17 protein-coding genes and 1 pseudogene are annotated in these 14,840 nt (G+C 64.8%); 7 read left to right on the top strand and 11 right to left on the bottom strand.

What is annotated here, in order from left to right:
- Nucleotides 1–72: 72 nt before the first annotated feature.
- Nucleotides 73–246, bottom strand: a complete 174-nt coding sequence (locus tag I6F36_RS05475) for a hypothetical protein (protein ID WP_167361693.1) — start codon at nucleotides 244–246, stop codon at nucleotides 73–75.
- Between the two features lie 301 nt (nucleotides 247–547).
- Nucleotides 548–1,021, bottom strand: a complete 474-nt coding sequence (locus tag I6F36_RS05470) for a hypothetical protein (RefSeq protein ID WP_225171068.1) — start codon at nucleotides 1,019–1,021, stop codon at nucleotides 548–550.
- 211 nt (nucleotides 1,022–1,232) lie between these two features.
- Here I6F36_RS05470 and I6F36_RS05465 point away from each other — a divergent pair, with 211 nt between their 5' ends.
- Nucleotides 1,233–2,888, top strand: coding sequence for a fumarate hydratase (locus tag I6F36_RS05465; RefSeq protein ID WP_036027899.1), 1,656 nt, complete (start codon nucleotides 1,233–1,235; stop codon nucleotides 2,886–2,888).
- 196 nt (nucleotides 2,889–3,084) lie between these two features.
- On the opposite strand, the pseudogene I6F36_RS39840 reads toward I6F36_RS05465, so the two are convergent.
- The 5 genes and pseudogenes from I6F36_RS39840 to I6F36_RS05440 form a co-directional block, all read right to left on the bottom strand.
- Nucleotides 3,085–4,004: pseudogene (locus I6F36_RS39840) on the bottom strand (SH3 domain-containing protein).
- A 16-nt stretch (nucleotides 4,005–4,020) separates the two neighbouring features.
- Nucleotides 4,021–4,317: a hypothetical protein gene (locus I6F36_RS05455; protein ID WP_036013050.1), complete on the bottom strand. Its 297-nt coding sequence runs from the start codon at nucleotides 4,315–4,317 to the stop codon at nucleotides 4,021–4,023.
- A 105-nt stretch (nucleotides 4,318–4,422) separates the two neighbouring features.
- On the bottom strand, nucleotides 4,423–4,977 hold the full coding sequence (locus I6F36_RS05450; RefSeq protein WP_225171067.1) for an inner membrane-spanning protein YciB: 555 nt from the start codon (nucleotides 4,975–4,977) through the stop codon (nucleotides 4,423–4,425).
- Between the two features lie 227 nt (nucleotides 4,978–5,204).
- The gene (locus tag I6F36_RS05445) at nucleotides 5,205–5,462 is read right to left on the bottom strand and encodes a hypothetical protein (protein WP_338129061.1); all 258 of its coding nucleotides are present in this window, start codon (nucleotides 5,460–5,462) and stop codon (nucleotides 5,205–5,207) included.
- Between the two features lie 79 nt (nucleotides 5,463–5,541).
- The gene (locus I6F36_RS05440) at nucleotides 5,542–6,939 is read right to left on the bottom strand and encodes a carotenoid oxygenase family protein (RefSeq protein WP_225132762.1); all 1,398 of its coding nucleotides are present in this window, start codon (nucleotides 6,937–6,939) and stop codon (nucleotides 5,542–5,544) included.
- A gap of 106 nt (nucleotides 6,940–7,045) precedes the next feature.
- On the opposite strand from I6F36_RS05440, the gene I6F36_RS05435 reads away from it, so the two are divergent.
- Nucleotides 7,046–7,774 carry a TetR/AcrR family transcriptional regulator gene (locus tag I6F36_RS05435; RefSeq protein ID WP_225132761.1) on the top strand — a complete coding sequence of 243 codons (729 nt, stop codon included), beginning with the start codon at nucleotides 7,046–7,048 and terminating at the stop codon, nucleotides 7,772–7,774.
- Between the two features lie 4 nt (nucleotides 7,775–7,778).
- On the opposite strand, the gene I6F36_RS05430 is transcribed toward I6F36_RS05435, so the two are convergent.
- Entirely contained in the window at nucleotides 7,779–8,384 is a 606-nt protein-coding gene (locus I6F36_RS05430; RefSeq protein WP_225132760.1) for a hypothetical protein, read from the bottom strand.
- A 162-nt stretch (nucleotides 8,385–8,546) separates the two neighbouring features.
- Here I6F36_RS05430 and I6F36_RS05425 point away from each other — a divergent pair, with 162 nt between their 5' ends.
- The gene (locus I6F36_RS05425; protein WP_036013055.1) at nucleotides 8,547–9,110 is read left to right on the top strand and encodes an SET domain-containing protein; all 564 of its coding nucleotides are present in this window, start codon (nucleotides 8,547–8,549) and stop codon (nucleotides 9,108–9,110) included.
- Nucleotides 9,111–9,521: 411 nt separating this feature from the next.
- Entirely contained in the window at nucleotides 9,522–9,914 is a 393-nt protein-coding gene (locus I6F36_RS05420) for a hypothetical protein (RefSeq protein WP_157784088.1), read from the top strand.
- Nucleotides 9,915–10,747: 833 nt separating this feature from the next.
- On the opposite strand, the gene I6F36_RS05415 is transcribed toward I6F36_RS05420, so the two are convergent.
- Together I6F36_RS05415 and I6F36_RS05410 are read right to left on the bottom strand one after the other, a co-directional pair.
- Nucleotides 10,748–11,146, bottom strand: a complete 399-nt coding sequence (locus I6F36_RS05415) for a hypothetical protein (protein WP_036013040.1) — start codon at nucleotides 11,144–11,146, stop codon at nucleotides 10,748–10,750.
- A 34-nt stretch (nucleotides 11,147–11,180) separates the two neighbouring features.
- Nucleotides 11,181–11,411, bottom strand: a complete 231-nt coding sequence (locus I6F36_RS05410) for a hypothetical protein (RefSeq protein WP_225132758.1) — start codon at nucleotides 11,409–11,411, stop codon at nucleotides 11,181–11,183.
- Nucleotides 11,412–11,511: 100 nt separating this feature from the next.
- On the opposite strand from I6F36_RS05410, the gene I6F36_RS05405 reads away from it, so the two are divergent.
- Both I6F36_RS05405 and I6F36_RS05400 read left to right on the top strand, forming a co-directional pair.
- The gene (locus tag I6F36_RS05405) at nucleotides 11,512–12,333 is read left to right on the top strand and encodes a helix-turn-helix domain-containing protein (RefSeq protein ID WP_225132757.1); all 822 of its coding nucleotides are present in this window, start codon (nucleotides 11,512–11,514) and stop codon (nucleotides 12,331–12,333) included.
- Between the two features lie 40 nt (nucleotides 12,334–12,373).
- A complete protein-coding gene (locus tag I6F36_RS05400) occupies nucleotides 12,374–13,198 on the top strand; it encodes a helix-turn-helix domain-containing protein (protein ID WP_225132756.1) in 825 nt (274 codons plus the stop codon).
- Here I6F36_RS05400 and I6F36_RS05395 read toward each other — a convergent pair.
- A complete protein-coding gene (locus I6F36_RS05395) occupies nucleotides 13,186–13,986 on the bottom strand; it encodes a thioesterase family protein (RefSeq protein ID WP_225132755.1) in 801 nt (266 codons plus the stop codon). The two genes, I6F36_RS05400 and I6F36_RS05395, sit on opposite strands and share 13 nt — an antisense overlap.
- A 186-nt stretch (nucleotides 13,987–14,172) precedes the next feature.
- On the opposite strand from I6F36_RS05395, the gene I6F36_RS05390 reads away from it, so the two are divergent.
- On the top strand, nucleotides 14,173–14,838 hold the full coding sequence (locus I6F36_RS05390; protein ID WP_225132754.1) for a DsbA family oxidoreductase: 666 nt from the start codon (nucleotides 14,173–14,175) through the stop codon (nucleotides 14,836–14,838).
- Nucleotides 14,839–14,840 lie beyond the last annotated feature (2 nt).

The raw sequence follows: 14,840 nt of genomic DNA, 5'->3' as shown, positions 1-14,840 counted from the left end.
CGGCAAAGATGCGGCCGGAAACGCCAAAAGCCCGATCGACCGGATCGGGCGCTTCGGTCTCGGGACGCCTGATCAGGCGAGCTGATCGATCCGCGTGCCCTGACCCGGCGGCAGCGGCGCCGGCGGCTGCGGCTTGAAGGTCGGATTCTCGTCCTTGACCTTTGTCTGATCGTCCTGCGGCTTGGTCGTGTCGTAGTTCGGAACCACGATCGCGATCGGCGGGGGCGCAACGGTAGAAACCTTCATCCGCAAATCCTCACACATGGAAACAATCAAGCCTGCCCTGCGAGGAGCGAAATTTCCTTCAAGCCAATCGTTAAAATGTGAGGGAATTGGCGCGGTGAAGGCTGTGCACGCGTGGCATCCGCAAACCGAGACGACGAGGCCTCTCCCCGTCAATGCGAGGAGCCCTTGCGACGAAGCAATCCAGACTGCTTCCGCGGATACAGACTGGATTGCTTCGCTGCGCTCGCAATGACGGAGTATGCGGCGGACGCCATCGCGCGATACGCACCCCGCAAGGGTGCGGAAAGAGCTGGCGCGTGCCCTATTCGTCCTTGCCGCGCGTGATGGCGATGGACGCCTCTGTCTTGGTGCGGGTGCATTCCATGTTGAGCCGGCGGTAGCGCATGGTGACCTTGTCGCCGCGCAATAGACCCATCCGCTTCAGGCAGCGCGTCGCGCCCGTCGTGGTGTCGTCCTTGGTCACGGTGAAGACGATCGCCGCCATCGAGCCGACCAGCGCGTAGAATTCCGGCTTCGGCTTGCGATCACCCTTGGCGTAGAGCTCGATGGAATATTTGTCGCCGCGGCAACCCACGGACAGCTCCTTGGCCGCCGGGTGCGTGAGATAGACGACGTTGGCGGCGCGGAAATTCACCTTGAGGCGATCGACCTGGCTCGCCAGCTCCTTGGCGCTGTCGTCGCAGCGATCGGCGCGGGCAGGCGAAGCGAGAGCCACAAGGCCGGTGAGGGCGGCGGCGACCAGGATCGCGCCGCGGACGTTCAGTTTCAATGTCATGATGAAAAGCCCCTTAGGGCACGCATTCAAGCGTCGGCGGACGCGAATCGCAAGGGTGGGCAGAGGCATTTCCACGAGCTGTGCCAATGCCTTCCGTGCCGAACCTACCCCTCCCATGCGCACCGCTCCCTTTCTTTTCTGGCTAGAATGCGCTTAGAACGCTTCTATGCTGAGAGGCCCGCCAGGGCCGCAAAACCCCGAGATTTGCCCCATGAACGCTCCCACCGCCTTCCCCGACCAGTCCAAGCCCGTTCCGCCCTACAAGCACACCCCGCTGTTCCCGCTGGGCAAGGACGAGACGCCCTACAAGAAGATTTCGTCCGAGGGCGTCAGGGTCGAGAAGGTGCTCGGCAAGGACATGCTGGTGGTGTCGCGCGAGGCGCTGCGGGCGCTGTCGGAGGCGGCCTTTGGCGACATCAACCACTATCTGCGCCCCGGCCATCTGAAGCAGCTCCGCGCGATCCTGGAGGACGGCGAGGCCAGCCCGAACGACAAGTTCGTCGCGCTGGACTTCCTCAAGAACGCCAATATCGCGGCCGGCGGCGTGCTGCCGATGTGCCAGGACACCGGCACCGCGATCATCATGGGCAAGAAGGGTTGCAACGTCATCACCGACGGTGACGACGAGGCGGCGCTGTCCGAAGGCGCGCGTGACGCCTACCTGCGCCGCAATTTGCGCTACTCGCAGGTCGCGCCGCTCTCGATGTACGAGGAGAAGAACACCGCCAACAACATGCCGGCGCAGTGCGAGATCTACGCCGAGGGTGACGACGCCTACAAGTTCATGTTCATGGCCAAGGGCGGCGGCTCCGCCAACAAGAGCTTCCTGTTCCAGGCCACGCCCTCGGTGCTGACCAAGGACCGGCTGCTGGCGTTCCTGAAGGAAAAAATCCTCACCCTCGGCACCGCCGCGTGCCCGCCTTATCACCTCGCCATCGTGATCGGCGGCACCTCGGCCGAGCTGTGCATGAAGACGGTGAAGCTTGCCTCCGCCCGCTATCTCGATGCGTTGCCGACGCACGGCTCACCCGACGGCAACGCCTTCCGCGATGTCGAGATGGAGAAGGAAATCCACAAGATGACGCAGTCACTCGGCGTCGGGGCGCAGTTCGGCGGCAAGTATTTCTGCCACGACGTGCGGGTGATCCGCATGCCGCGCCACGGCGCATCGCTGCCGATCGGGCTTGGCGTGTCCTGCTCGGCTGACCGCCAGGTGCTCGGCAAGATCACCAGGGACGGCGTCTATCTCGAGGAGCTCGAGCACAATCCCGCGCAATACCTGCCGCAGGTCGAAGAGTCGCTCGGCGGTGAGGTCGTCAAGATCGACCTCAACCAGCCGATGAAGGACATCCTGGCGACCTTCTCGAAATATCCGATCAAGACGCGGGTCTCGATGACGGGCACCATGATCGTCGCGCGCGATAGCGCCCACGCCAAGCTGCGCGAACGGCTGGAGAAGGGCGAGCCGCTGCCGGACTATTTCAAGAACCATCCGGTCTATTATGCCGGTCCCGCCAAGACGCCCGAGGGCTACGCCTCCGGCGCGTTCGGTCCGACCACCGCGGGCCGCATGGATTCCTTCGTCGACCAGTTCCAGGCTGCCGGCGGCTCGATGGTGATGGTCGCCAAGGGCAACCGCGCCCCTAGCGTGCGGGAGGCCTGCAAGAAATACGGCGGCTTCTATCTCGGCTCGATCGGCGGCGCCGCGGCGAACCTCGCCGAGCACTGCATCAAGAAGGTCGAGGTGCTCGAATATCCCGAGCTCGGCATGGAAGCGATCTGGCGCATCGAGGTCGTCGATTTTCCGGCGTTCATCATCATCGACGACAAGGGCAACGACTTCTTCAAGGAGTTGAATTTGGGCTAGTTGCTTCACCCGCACGCGCGCGGGGGAAGATGCTCGTGCCGTAACAATGATCGTCATGCCCGGGCTTGTCCCGCCTGCGCGGCCGAAGCCGCTTCGGCGAGGCGAAGGCCCGGGCATCCACGTTCTTAGTGCCGCAAAGAAGCCGTGGATGGCTGAACAACAAGCCCGGCCATGACGAAGCCAATGCTTCAGCGCCTCAACTGCAATTCGTGACCTGGTTGGAGCACAGCGCGCGCCACCAGCCGCGGACGCCATCGTGGCTCTCGACCAGACCCCAGAGCCGACTGCAGGCGAAGATGCGCTTCGGGCCACCGTCGGTGTCGAGCGGCCCGCCGAGCTCGCGCTGGGCCGGCATCCATTTGGCATCGATGAAGGGCGCCTGAAACAGCCCGCCCATGCGCGTGGCGCCATTGGCATAGTTCGCGCCGACCTTGTTCGAGGCGACCCAGCCGCGCCCGGCATAGGGCCTCGGCGCGCTGCGCGGATATCGCGTCTCGTCCTCATAGTCCTTGCCCGGCGGCCTCGCGTCTTCGATCAGGAACCAGCCGTCCCTGAAGCCGATGATGCGGAATTCGGTCAGCCAGCCGCCCTCGGGCGTGTTCTCGGCGCCGCCGAGCCTCAGCCGGTAGGGCGGCGGCAATGTGCCAAGCACGCGCGCCTTGATCGACGGCTCGGCGCGCACGTTGAGGCCGCTGGAATCCTTGTCGATGGACCAGGCGCCGAGATCGCAGGGCTCGGTGCCAGCAGGCAGCTTTGCGCGCTTGGCGGCGAGCTCGGCGTGCATCCCGGCGAAATCATTGTCGTCGTTATCAGGGGCCAGCCGGTGCGCGGCTTCAGCTCGGCTGACGTCGCCCGCGTCGCGTCCGCAGTCAGCGTGACGACCAGAACCTGGCGCGCCGCAAAGACGCTCCCCGGTGTCTTCGGATCGTTCGATGTCGCGGGATAGACCGCGAGATAACCGGTCGACCCCTCGGTTCGGTAAGCGGTGCCGGCAACATAGCCTGCCGGCACCAAGGCGAGCGCGCTCGCGCGCCACGCCGGTTCGCTGTCACCTGCGCGCGCGGCCTGTGCTACGGCAGACAGGACTGCCGCCGCGATGAGGAGGAGCGCACGCATCGGTGCAGCGCGCGGTTTACGCCCGCGCGCCCGTGAACGGGAAGCTGCCCATCGGGCCGATGCCCATCTCGCCACTGATGCTGTCGCCGGAGACCGTGCCGGTGAATTCGAGCGTGAGCGGCATCGGCTTGTCGATCGAGACCTTCCAGGAGACGTTGTCGCCGGAGACGGTGCCGTCGAAGATCTCGGTGGTATTGCCTTCCGCGCCCTGCGTGCCCGTGAGCGTGCCGCCAGCAGCCTTCAGGCTCAGCGTCGCCTGGCGCTCGCCCATCGGCGTCGTCATGGTCAGATTCCAGTTGCCGTCTACGGCCATTCCCGTCTCCCGAACAGATTGCGGCGGTCCGCGACGATCCGCGGCCGTCCCTGGCCGAGCCTATAGCCCAACTCGCAGCTCCTGCCTAACGCTCCGGTAGGGCATTTAGGCGCGGGCAGCGGCACGTCGGCGGTTGGTCACGATCAGCCGCAGAACGAAGTACTGCACGGCAAAAGCCAGGATCTTGGCGCCGCCTGCGACCACCATAAGATAGAACGCCCACAGCTTCAGATCGCCGGTGGCGGCGACCGCCATCATGCCGGCGCCGATCACGAACATCAGCACCGCCCAGGCATAGCCCGCAACGGTGACATATTCCGGAACGGTCTCGACGATGACGGGCGGCATGTAGCGCAGCATCCAGCCGCGCTTGAGCATGATCGCGCCGATCGCGAAATGTGCGATCGAGGGTTTTGCCAGCATGAAGCGCGGATCATTGGTCAGCAGCGTGATACCGCCGAGCACGATGACCAGAGCGAGGCTCGCATAGGTCATGTAGTGGAGCGGCTGTCCCTTGAGGCGCGCATAGACCACTTGCACGATCGCGCCAGCAATCGCCACCGCCGTTGCGAGGATCACGTTGTCTGTGAGGAGATAGACGGCCAGGAAGATGATAACGGAGAGGAGGTCGGAGGCGAGGCGGGCGAATACGTCCTTCATCGTCATTCCTGTTTAGCGGTCGTGGGCAGGGCGCAGACTGCCGCACCCTACTTGATCCGGCGATGCCCGGCATATCACTTTGTGAAGACAACCGCGCCGCTGCGACATGACGCATGGCACCCCTCAAACCGACCAGAATGCCAGGCTAGGGCCAGCAGCGCAGGATTCGGAACCGCAATAGGCAGACCGCGATGGTCGAGACAGGGAGCCGCGCCGGCTCAACCACATCACAACGTCAAGACGACGTAAACGACCTCCAGAAAATGAAATGCTGCAACGAGCTGGCTGGTCATCTCGTCGACCAACCCCGTCCAGGGCAGGCGCGACACCATCGGGAGTGCGGCCGCGAGTGGAAGGCCGGCAGCGAGCAGGACGCCGCCTTCGAAGAACGTGAGGCTTCGCCGGCGCAGCCGTATCGCCAAGCATGCAAGTACGGCGCCGGCCGGGGCGATGACAGCGGTGGAATACGCGGTGATCGAGAGCATGTGCATCGGGCTTTCTTTGACCACGCAATATCCACGTGGATTCCGGGGTCGCGATCTCCTCGCGTCCCATTGGCGAGGGCTACGCCGCGCCGACCCAATTGCCGTGGAAGCCGTCGGGGACGCGGTGGCCGAGCTGCACCAACGCAGCGGGGCCGGCCTCGATATCGGTGGCATTGAATACGGCGAGGTCGCTGCGATTTTCACGCGCGCGCCAGACCACCGCGAGCAGCCAGCCGTCGCCTTCGGCGGCATCCTTGGATCGCTCGACGAAAACAGGCTCGGAGATGGTGTCGCCGGCCGGCAGCAGGTATTGGCCGAGCCGCCTGCCGTTGCCGTCGACATGGACGATGCCTGCGAGCGCGCCGAACATCGGCAGCTTCGGATTGGCGCAGGCGTACCAGCCGTGACGGCTCTTCAGGCCGGCGCGGCGATCGTCGATGCGCGGGAATTCCCCAGTGAGATCGTCGAGATACGTTTGCTGGAAGCGGTCGGTATTGCCTGCGAGATCGAAAGTCCATCGGCAATGGCGGGCGCGCGATTTCTCGGGATCGGTGGGCCGGCCGTCCGGATGCGGAAACAGCGGCGCTTCCTCGAACTGCATGATGTCGGCGACGATACGGCCCTCGTCCTCCCAGGCATTCATGATATGGAAGACGTAGCAGGCTTCGGCACGAAACCAGACGATGTCCTTCGCCGTGCCGCTGCGCTTCATCACGCCGACATAGGCGCCCTTGTCCGGCTCCCAGGCATAGGGCGGCTTTCCGCTCATCGCGCGCTCCATGCTGCCCGTGATCGGCAGGATCGGAAACAGCACATGGTTCGCGGTGACGATGAAGTCGTGCACCATGCTGGCATAGGGCGCCTCAAACCGCTCGAACCGCGTCGCCTTGCCTGTTGCGTCGATCGATCCGTAGGAGAGGGCAGGCGTCAGCGGGCCCGCAGCGTTGTAGCCGAAGAACACCAGCTCGCCGGTGACGGGATCGATCTTGGGATGCGCGGTGAAACTGCCGGCGACGAGGCCCTGGTAGTTGTGATAGCCGCGCGTCGCCAGCGTGCCCGGCTCGATCTCCGTCGGCAGGTGCGCTTCTTCCAGCGCCAGCAGCTTGCCGGCGTGGAAGATGATGTTGGTGTTGGCGACGCCGCCATCGGTCAGGTTTGCCGGCGCATCCGGCAGCTTGCGGCCGAAGCCGCCGAACAGCGCGCGGCCGGCGTCGTGCTCGGCGAGCCATTTCGGCGTGCGGACCCAGCGGTTGCGGTAGCTGGCGCGCCCGTTCTCGAGATGGAAGGCGTGCAGCATCCCATCGCCGACGAACCAGTGCGCGCCGGGCGAATCGAACTGCGGATTGGGGCCGTTGCGATAGAGCGTGCCGTTCAGCTCGCGCGGCAATTCGCCGACGATCTTCAGGAAGGGCGCGTCGGCCTCGAATGGGATCGGCGCGATATTGTTGCTGCGCTCGGCCATGGCGTCGTGCTGCACGGCGAATCCTCCCTTATCTTTACATCGTAAAGATTGAGTAGACCCGATCGCAGCTTTCGTCAAGCGAAATCTTTACACTGTCAATATTGCGTCATATAGCTTGCAAATGGCCAAGACAGACACCAAGGGCGACGCGGCGCGCAGCCCGCGTGCCCTAAGAAAAACCACCCCGACCGCGGCATCGCGCACCTCGCGGCGCGCGAGAAGCGCCAAGACCGAGACGCCGTATCATCACGGCGCGCTCCGCGAAGCGCTGCTCCAGGCCGCCGAACGGGTGCTGGAGCGCGACGGGCTTGCCGGCCTGACATTGCGTGCGGTGGCGCGCGAGGCCGGCGTCTCGCATGCCGCCCCAACCCATCATTTCGGCGACCTGACGGGCCTGCTCAGCGAGCTCGCGGCCGTCGGCTTCCGCCAGTTCAACGTGGTCATGGCCGCTTCGTGCGATGCCGCCACCACGCCGCTCGAAGCCGCGCTGGCGCGGCCGAAAGCCTACATCGCCTATGCGCAGGCCCATCCTGGCATGTACGGCATCATGTTCCGCACCGAGCGGCTGGATTATTCGAGGCCGTCGCTGCACGAGGCGGCCGAGGCCTCTTTCGCCGGACTTGCCAATGCGGTCGGCATGATGCGGCAGGAGCAGATCAGCGGCGATGCGCTGACGCTGAACCAGGGCGCGGCAATCGCGCGGGCCTGGTCGCTGGTGCACGGCTTCACCATGCTGCTGCTCGACGGACGGCTGAAGGACATTCTCGCGCGGCTGCCGGAGGGGACGACGGCGGAGCGGCTGCTCGAGACGATGCTGACGGTGCCAGTGACGCCGAGGCTTCCCATCTAGCTGATTATCGCATCGTGGCGAGCTCGACGGCGCGGCCGCGCGTGCCGATGATCTTGACCGCGTCCTTGCCGCAAGCGAAGCCGCGGGCGAGATCGTCGGCGGCCTTGCGCGCGAGCTCGTTGGCGTTCGGGTTGGCGATCCCATCGACATAGGCGACGTGGCAGACCGGGCCCGGCGGCAGCCGGGTCACGACCAGCATGGCCTTGGTGTTCGGCCGCCCCTGCTTGTCGGGATCGGAATTGTCGGCGATGTGCCAGCGCTGGATGATCGCAAACGGCTTTGCGCCGGCCGCGCGCCATTCGATGGTCGTCTCGGATGAATTGAACGGCGCGAACCAGACTTTTGCCGCCGGTTCCTCAGCTGCTGCCTTGCGGTTGCGTCCGACCGCGACGATCTCGCGAAGGTCGTCCTCGGCGATCAGCACGATCAGGCCGTCCTTGCCCGGACAAACCCGCGTGCTGCTGCCGTCGAGCGCGCCGGGCTTGCCGATCTGCCGGCAATCTTTTGGTGCCGTCGAGGTGTAGCTGCTGCCCAGGGATTGGGCGTCGGCGCTGTTCAGGCCGATGCAAGCCATCAGGACGGCCAAGCCAATAGTAGTGATACGGTTCATGTGAGGCTTTGATGGACTGGGAACTTCGTTCCATCAGACGTCTTGATTGTGGGCAAGGTTCAAACAGGGTTGGGATATACCTGACAGAAGCGCGGAATCGTTCTACAAGAGCGGCTTCGCTTGGGCTCCTCCTGCCTCGTTCGCGTTCTCATTTTCTCGATCATGCCAGCCACCTCGAACAAACCTTATCGCGTCGGCCGCTCCAAGACCGGGCTCGGCCTCTTCGCCACCAAGCCGATCAAGAAGGGGACCCGGATCATCCGCTATTTCGGACCGATTCTGGACTCGCGGATTCCCGAGCACGACGAGATCGAGAACAAATATCTGTTCGAGCTCAACGGGCGCTGGACCATCGACGGCTCGGTGCGCAAGAACCTCGCCCGCTACATCAACCATTCCTGCCGGCCCAACGCCGAGTCCGACGTCCGCCCGCGCGAGCGCAAGGTGTTCATCCGCGCCATCAGGAACATCGAGCCGGGCGACGAGATCAACTACGATTACGGCACCGACTATTTCAAAGCCTATCTGAAGCCGATCGGCTGCAAATGCGATTCATGCGAGAAGAAGCGCAAGAAGCTGCGCGCTGAGGCGCGGGCGGAATCCGCCAAGGTGAAGGCGCGGGCCGAGCGCAAGGCGCAGAAGGCGGGGGCGAAAACCACCGCTACGAAAAAGAAGAAGCTGAACGGCAAGCACTTCCCCGGCAAGGTCGGCCGCGCCAAGGCGTAGCCTCGGATTGGTCGTCGCGCGCCTTCTGCCGCGCGAGCTGACAGGCTTCGCGCAAGGCCAAAGCTCTCGGCTCGCCCTCAGCCCGAGAACGACGTTCTCGTCTCCTCTCCGTCATTGCGAGCGAAAGCGACTTGTCCGCCGAAGCCTGGCGAAGGCGGAAGCAATCCAGAATCCTGCCGCGGAAAGATTCTTCGCTGCTCACCGCAGGCGTTGCTGGCCTCCATCTCGTTGCTCTGCATGACCAACCATTTCGGGCACAATTAAGCGAAACAACCGGAATAATCCCACCCACTTTGGATTGGAATTTGGAGCACCGGGGATTTATTTATTGCCGTACCCGACCGTAACCGTGAGACGACGATGCGAAGCTTTGGCATCCTATATCGAGATGTCTGCGCAGGAGTTGGATGTTTGTTCCTGTCGATGACCACGCTATGGCCGTCCGGGGCAATTGGCGGCGAAATGAGTTTGACGTGTGTTTATGAGATTATGACGTCCGCCCGAGAGGCCATGGTTCTTTGTGAAGGCACGCTCGATCGCAAGAGTGAGCATACTTATCAGGAATTCCGCGCGACCTTGAAAAGGTTCATCAACGAAAACGCAAAATTGGATAATGACAAAATCGCCGCCGACTATGATCGAGTGCGGAGCCTGTGGGCACGAGAGGAAGTCGCGAAGGGCTTTTGTGAGCTGCCAGAGTACCTGGCTTTGAAGGTGATGTTGCAGGAACTCTTGCAGCGAGAAGCAACGTTCCGCGAACGGCTTGAACGATCGGTGGATCCAACGGCGGGAGAATGCCTCTAGTCTTTCTGACGATCCAGTTGAGCCCCACTAGGTAATGAATTTAGCCCTTTGGATGGGTTGAGTCTTGCGAACCCATCGCTTTTCCGCGCAGCTCGCCGTTCTCGCTGCCTACCGGCGAGGCGTCGGGCAAAATACCCAAAGTCTGTCAATCTCGTCCGGCGAAAATATATCGCTTTTCCGAATTTCGGATTTGTGGCATGTGTTGCCTATCCGGCCCTGCCAGAGGGGCGCTTCGCGATCGTCACGAGATGCGGGCCGGGGTGCGGTGGACGCGGTAGCGCCGGCGCGATTGGCTTGAGGACAGGGCGGGCAACCGTGAGTCTCAGGCGATGCGCATACGACACGGCGCGGTCACAGCGGTTTGGTCGATGGTCTGGGGTGCGCACACCAAGCCCCGGGCGCTGAGGCCAAATCGTCCGCGGACGGAGAAGTCGTGTGGTCCTGACGCCCGGGGTCTGTGCGTCAAGGCTTGCGGTGATGCGGCGGCCCGACCGGGTGCGCGCATCAGAGAAGCCGCAAGGCGACGGGGGCAATAGTGCAACGCTCCCCGAGGAGAGCACGAAGGACACCGTTAAAACCATCCGCGCAGGGAAGGCCGGGCGACCGGCAACACCTGTGGTCCACCCCGTGTGCATGTCCTTGTACACGGACTCGGGTGCCGCCGGCGCCCGGCCTTCCCTGCGCCCTCCGGCAACCGAAGGGCGCAAGCAACGAAGCAAAGCTCGGGCGAAATCCGCCGCGAGAACGCGAGGTCATGCATGCATCCGGGTACGATCCCATATGACGAAGCCTTCGCGTTCCCCGGTTTGCGCCGCGGAGCTGGCACGCAAGGATCACGCCGCCACGGCGCGCCCGCTCTTCTTCAAGCCCACATATTGCAGCTCGGCGAACACGCCGGTGGCTATGGCTTGCGCGACGACCATGAGCTGACCGGCGAGGTTCGGCGACACCGCGCCCGAAAGCAGCAGCGCGATGCTGCCGACGGTCCAGGCGGCATTGCCGATCACGACCAGTAGCACCAGCGATTTCGCGACCGTGGCCCGCGAGGCGAGCCAGCCGACCAAGGCGGTGTAGGCGATCAGGAACAGACCGGTCTCGCGCAGCAGCGCTTCGGGCAGGTTGAACAGCGCTGCGAATGCGGTCGCGCCGAAGGTGAAGCCGAGTGCGGCGACGCCGCTGAAGACGGCGTCGGCGAACAGGGCGCGGCGCAGGAAGGTGGATGCATCGATCATCTCAGGGTCTCCTTGGTTGGGCTGGGGTGGAACTTTAGCGCCGACCGCGCCACCAGGCGCGGAGCAGACGGGCGAGCCGGAACGGGCAGAGGCTCCTGCCGACGCTGTGCTCGAAGGCGATGACCTGTGCGACGACATAGCCGCCGGCCGAGTGCACCAGCGGCTCCGGCATGTTGAGGCTCCGCGCCAGCATCCGCGTTGCGAATGCCATGGCCCAGGGCAAGACGTGGTCTGCGACGGTCCGGTAGAGCAGCAACGCGATCATGGTCATCTCCTGTTGCGACCAAAGATGCCCGTGCTCGTCCCCCAATTCGATTACCTCGGTGGTAATGGATGCGCCTAAATCCGCGTGCTAGCTTTTGACCATGAACGCACATGCTTCCACCGCACGCACCGAACGCAGCCAGCCGGTCCATATCGGCGACCATTTGCGCGAATGGCGGCAGCGCCGCCGCATGAGCCAGCTCGATCTCGCCGGCGAGGCCGAAATCTCGGCGCGGCATTTGAGCTTCGTCGAGACCGGCCGCGCCGCGCCCTCGCGCGACATGGTGCTCAGGCTCGCCGAGCGGCTCGACGTGCCGTTGCGCGAACGCAACGTGCTGCTGGTCGCGGCCGGTTTTGCACCGGCCTTTCCGCAGCGCCCGCTGGAGGATCCCGCCTTGAAATCAGCCCGCCAGGCGATCGACCTCGTCCTGAAAGCGCATGAGCCCAATCCGGCGCTCGCGGTGGATCGGCACTGGAACCTGGTCTCCGCCAACCGCATGGTGGCGCCGCTGCTCGATGGCATCCCGCATCATCTGCTCGGCCAGCCCGTCAACGTGCTCAGGCTCGCCTTCCATCCCGAGGCGCTGGCGCCGCGCACGGTCAATCTCGCCGAATGGTGCGGGCATCTCCTGGAGCGGCTGCACCGGCAGTGCGAGGCGACGGCCGATCCGGAGCTGATCAAGCTTTACAATGATCTGAAGAGCTATCCGATTCCAGCGCGCTCGGCCCCGCTGCCAGCCGACAACGTCGCGATCCCGTTCAAGCTGCGGCATGGCGGGGAGATCCTCAGCTTCTTCTCCACCACCATGGTGTTCGGCACGCCGGTCGACATCACCCTGTCGGAGTTGGCGCTGGAGACGTTCTTTCCGGCGGACGAGCGCACCGCCGAACGGCTGAAGCAGATGGCGGCCGGGCTGCGCTAGCGCCGTTTACAGGACGGAGCAGCGCTCGCATAATCGGCGGATGGACACACGCGCGTTCCGGCGATTGCGGCCGGCCAATCCCGTCGGTGATCTCCTGCGCGGCTGGCGCACCCGTCGTGCATTGAGCCAGGCGGAGCTGGCGTTCGAGGCCGGCATTTCGATCAAGCATCTGAGCTATGTCGAGACCGGGAAGGCGGCGGCAAGCCGGGACATCCTGCTGCAGCTCGCGTCGGCGCTCGATCTGTCGTTGCGTGATCGCAATGCGCTGCTCGAGGCCGGCGGCTTCGCGCGGCAATATGGCGAGCGCGAGCTGTCGGCGCCGGAGCTTGCCGAGGCGCGGCGTGCCATCGATCTTCTGCTTCTCCGTCACGAGCCGTTCCCGGCAATCGTCACCGACCGGCGCTGGAACGTGATGCAGGCCAATCGCGCCGCCTCGCGCCTGATGACCATGCTGCTTGGCCCTCTACGCATGCAGCGGCCGCTCAACCACATGCGCATGTTCCTCGCTCCCGACGAGCTCAAGCCGTTCGTCGAGAACTGGCCGATTGTTGCGGCCGCGCTGCTGGCACGGGCGCGGCATGAGGCAATGGCCGCGCCGCTCGACGAGGCCCTGCAATCGACCTGGCGCGAATTGATGCGGCTGCCGCAGCTGCCTGCGCCGGCGACCGAGGACAACGCCGCCCCGGGGCCGCTCTGCGAGGTGCGCCTGCGCAAGGGCGATATTGGCATTGGTTTGATTGGAGCGGTGCTGACGCTCGGCACCCCGCAGGACGTGACGCTGCAGGAGCTTCGCGTCGAGATGTTCATGCCTGTTGATGCCGCCTCCGAGGCCGCCTTGCTCGCGCTTGCAGATCAGGACGCTTGAGCCTGCACGGCTTCGCGCCGCTCGAAGCTCATGGCCTGCATCACCTCCGCGAACGGCCCGTTACAGTCACTCAGTGTCGCCGTGGTGAGGCCCGCGCCATGGGCGCCGACGCGCGTCGCGGCGCGGATCAGGATCCATTCGCCCTCGGGCGGACGGAAGAAATAGAGGCTGATCTCCGGGTTGATGAAGGTCCATTGGCGCATGTCGACGATCTGCGCGACGCCGCTGGAGAAGTCCGCCGCCTGCACCGCCTGGAGCAGCGGCGTGTTCGGCTCGCCCTCGACCAGCGGCGCATCGAGCCGCATCCAGGCCGCGGCCGGGCCCGGCTTCTCCAGCGCGCCCTCAATGAGCCGCACCGACACGTTCTGGAAATAACGGCTCCATTTCTGCGCGAAGGCGGGCGGCGGGCTGCCGGCCTCGGGGCCCTTGTCGACGGGCGTGGGCCTCGCGAACGGATCGATGGGCGACTCGCCGCTCGGCGCCGTCAGCAGCGCCGTGCAGCGGCCGATCTCGGTCTCGCCGTCCATCAGCCGCACCTGCAGGGTCTTGGCCTTGCGACCGTCGCGCAGCAGCTCGCTGACCGCCCTGAACAGGCGCAGGCCCGCCGGCCGCCACAGATCGAAGGTCAGGCGCCGCACAGCAAAGCCGGATCTGGCGGCGAGGCGCTCGACCTCACGGGTCATCAGCGCGGTGGTGGCGCTTCCCTGCAGCATGTCCGGCGACCACGGCCCGCCGGCATGCTCGGTGGCCCGGAACAGTTCGCCGTCCGGCTTGAAAATGGCGCTCATCGCGGTCTCCCCTTTGGGCTTGATTGTGGCCGTAAGTATCGTGGCCGTAAGTATCGGGGCGGGGAGAACCGGTCACAATAACCGCAGAGGTGAAGTCGTGAGCCATGCAGGACGGGTGCCTTGCGCCGCCCCCGGTTCGGCTTATGTTCGGGCGGACCCTCGAAGTGCCCGAAGGAGGCGCCTGACATGAGCACGCTGAAACCGCTCCAGATCGACGTCGTCTCAGATGTGGTCTGCCCCTGGTGCTATATCGGCAAGCATCGCATCGAGAGCGCGCTGGCGCTGGTGCCTGACGTTCCGGTCAAGCTCAATTTCCGTCCCTTCTTCCTCAATCCCTGGGTGCCGCGCGAGGGCATCAGCCGCGAGGCCTATCTCACCCAGAAGTTCGGCTCGGTCGAAGCCTATAAGGGCATTGCGGGACGCGTCGTCGCGGCCGCGAGCGAGGAGGGGCTCGTCTACAAGCCGGAGCTCGTGGCGCGCCAGCCCAACACGACTGACTGCCACCGCCTGATCCTCTGGGCGGAAGCGATCGGCAAGGCGCCTGAGATGAAGCAGCGCCTGATGGAGCTGTACTTCCGCGACGGCGGTGATCTCACAGATGTGAACGTGCTGGTGCAGGCGGCAGCCGACATCGGCTTCGACGCCGACGACGTGCGCAAGCGCCTCGCCACCGACGAGGACGTCGCGCGCGTCTCGGCAGATGCCCAGGAAGCCGCCGACAAGGGCATCTCCGGCGTGCCGACCTACGTCTTTGCGCAGAAGTACGCCGTCTCCGGCGCGCAGGATCCGAACCTGCTTGCCCGCGCCATCCGCCAGGTCTCCGAGGAGATCAACGCGCAGGCGGCGGAGTAACT

Source organism: Bradyrhizobium sp. BRP19 (genome assembly GCF_020194195.1).
GTDB classification, from domain to species: domain Bacteria; phylum Pseudomonadota; class Alphaproteobacteria; order Rhizobiales; family Xanthobacteraceae; genus Bradyrhizobium; species Bradyrhizobium yuanmingense.
Note: the sequence above shows the minus strand (reverse complement) of the source record. Positions and strands in the feature narration are given on the sequence as shown.

Excerpts from the sequence above, each read along its gene's own strand:
- I6F36_RS05475 (WP_167361693.1), bottom strand. The coding sequence starts at position 246 with ATGAAGGTTTCTACCGTTGCGCCCCCGCCGATCGCGATCGTGGTTCCG.
- I6F36_RS05470 (WP_225171068.1), bottom strand. The coding sequence starts at position 1,021 with ATGACATTGAAACTGAACGTCCGCGGCGCGATCCTGGTCGCCGCCGCC.
- I6F36_RS05465 (WP_036027899.1), top strand. The coding sequence starts at position 1,233 with ATGAACGCTCCCACCGCCTTCCCCGACCAGTCCAAGCCCGTTCCGCCC.
- I6F36_RS05455 (WP_036013050.1), bottom strand. The coding sequence starts at position 4,317 with ATGGCCGTAGACGGCAACTGGAATCTGACCATGACGACGCCGATGGGC.
- I6F36_RS05450 (WP_225171067.1), bottom strand. The coding sequence starts at position 4,977 with ATGAAGGACGTATTCGCCCGCCTCGCCTCCGACCTCCTCTCCGTTATC.
- I6F36_RS05445 (WP_338129061.1), bottom strand. The coding sequence starts at position 5,462 with ATGCTCTCGATCACCGCGTATTCCACCGCTGTCATCGCCCCGGCCGGC.
- I6F36_RS05435 (WP_225132761.1), top strand. The coding sequence starts at position 7,046 with ATGGCCAAGACAGACACCAAGGGCGACGCGGCGCGCAGCCCGCGTGCC.
- I6F36_RS05430 (WP_225132760.1), bottom strand. The coding sequence starts at position 8,384 with ATGAACCGTATCACTACTATTGGCTTGGCCGTCCTGATGGCTTGCATC.
- I6F36_RS05425 (WP_036013055.1), top strand. The coding sequence starts at position 8,547 with ATGCCAGCCACCTCGAACAAACCTTATCGCGTCGGCCGCTCCAAGACC.
- I6F36_RS05415 (WP_036013040.1), bottom strand. The coding sequence starts at position 11,146 with ATGATCGATGCATCCACCTTCCTGCGCCGCGCCCTGTTCGCCGACGCC.
- I6F36_RS05410 (WP_225132758.1), bottom strand. The coding sequence starts at position 11,411 with ATGATCGCGTTGCTGCTCTACCGGACCGTCGCAGACCACGTCTTGCCC.
- I6F36_RS05405 (WP_225132757.1), top strand. The coding sequence starts at position 11,512 with ATGAACGCACATGCTTCCACCGCACGCACCGAACGCAGCCAGCCGGTC.
- I6F36_RS05400 (WP_225132756.1), top strand. The coding sequence starts at position 12,374 with ATGGACACACGCGCGTTCCGGCGATTGCGGCCGGCCAATCCCGTCGGT.
- I6F36_RS05395 (WP_225132755.1), bottom strand. The coding sequence starts at position 13,986 with ATGAGCGCCATTTTCAAGCCGGACGGCGAACTGTTCCGGGCCACCGAG.
- I6F36_RS05390 (WP_225132754.1), top strand. The coding sequence starts at position 14,173 with ATGAGCACGCTGAAACCGCTCCAGATCGACGTCGTCTCAGATGTGGTC.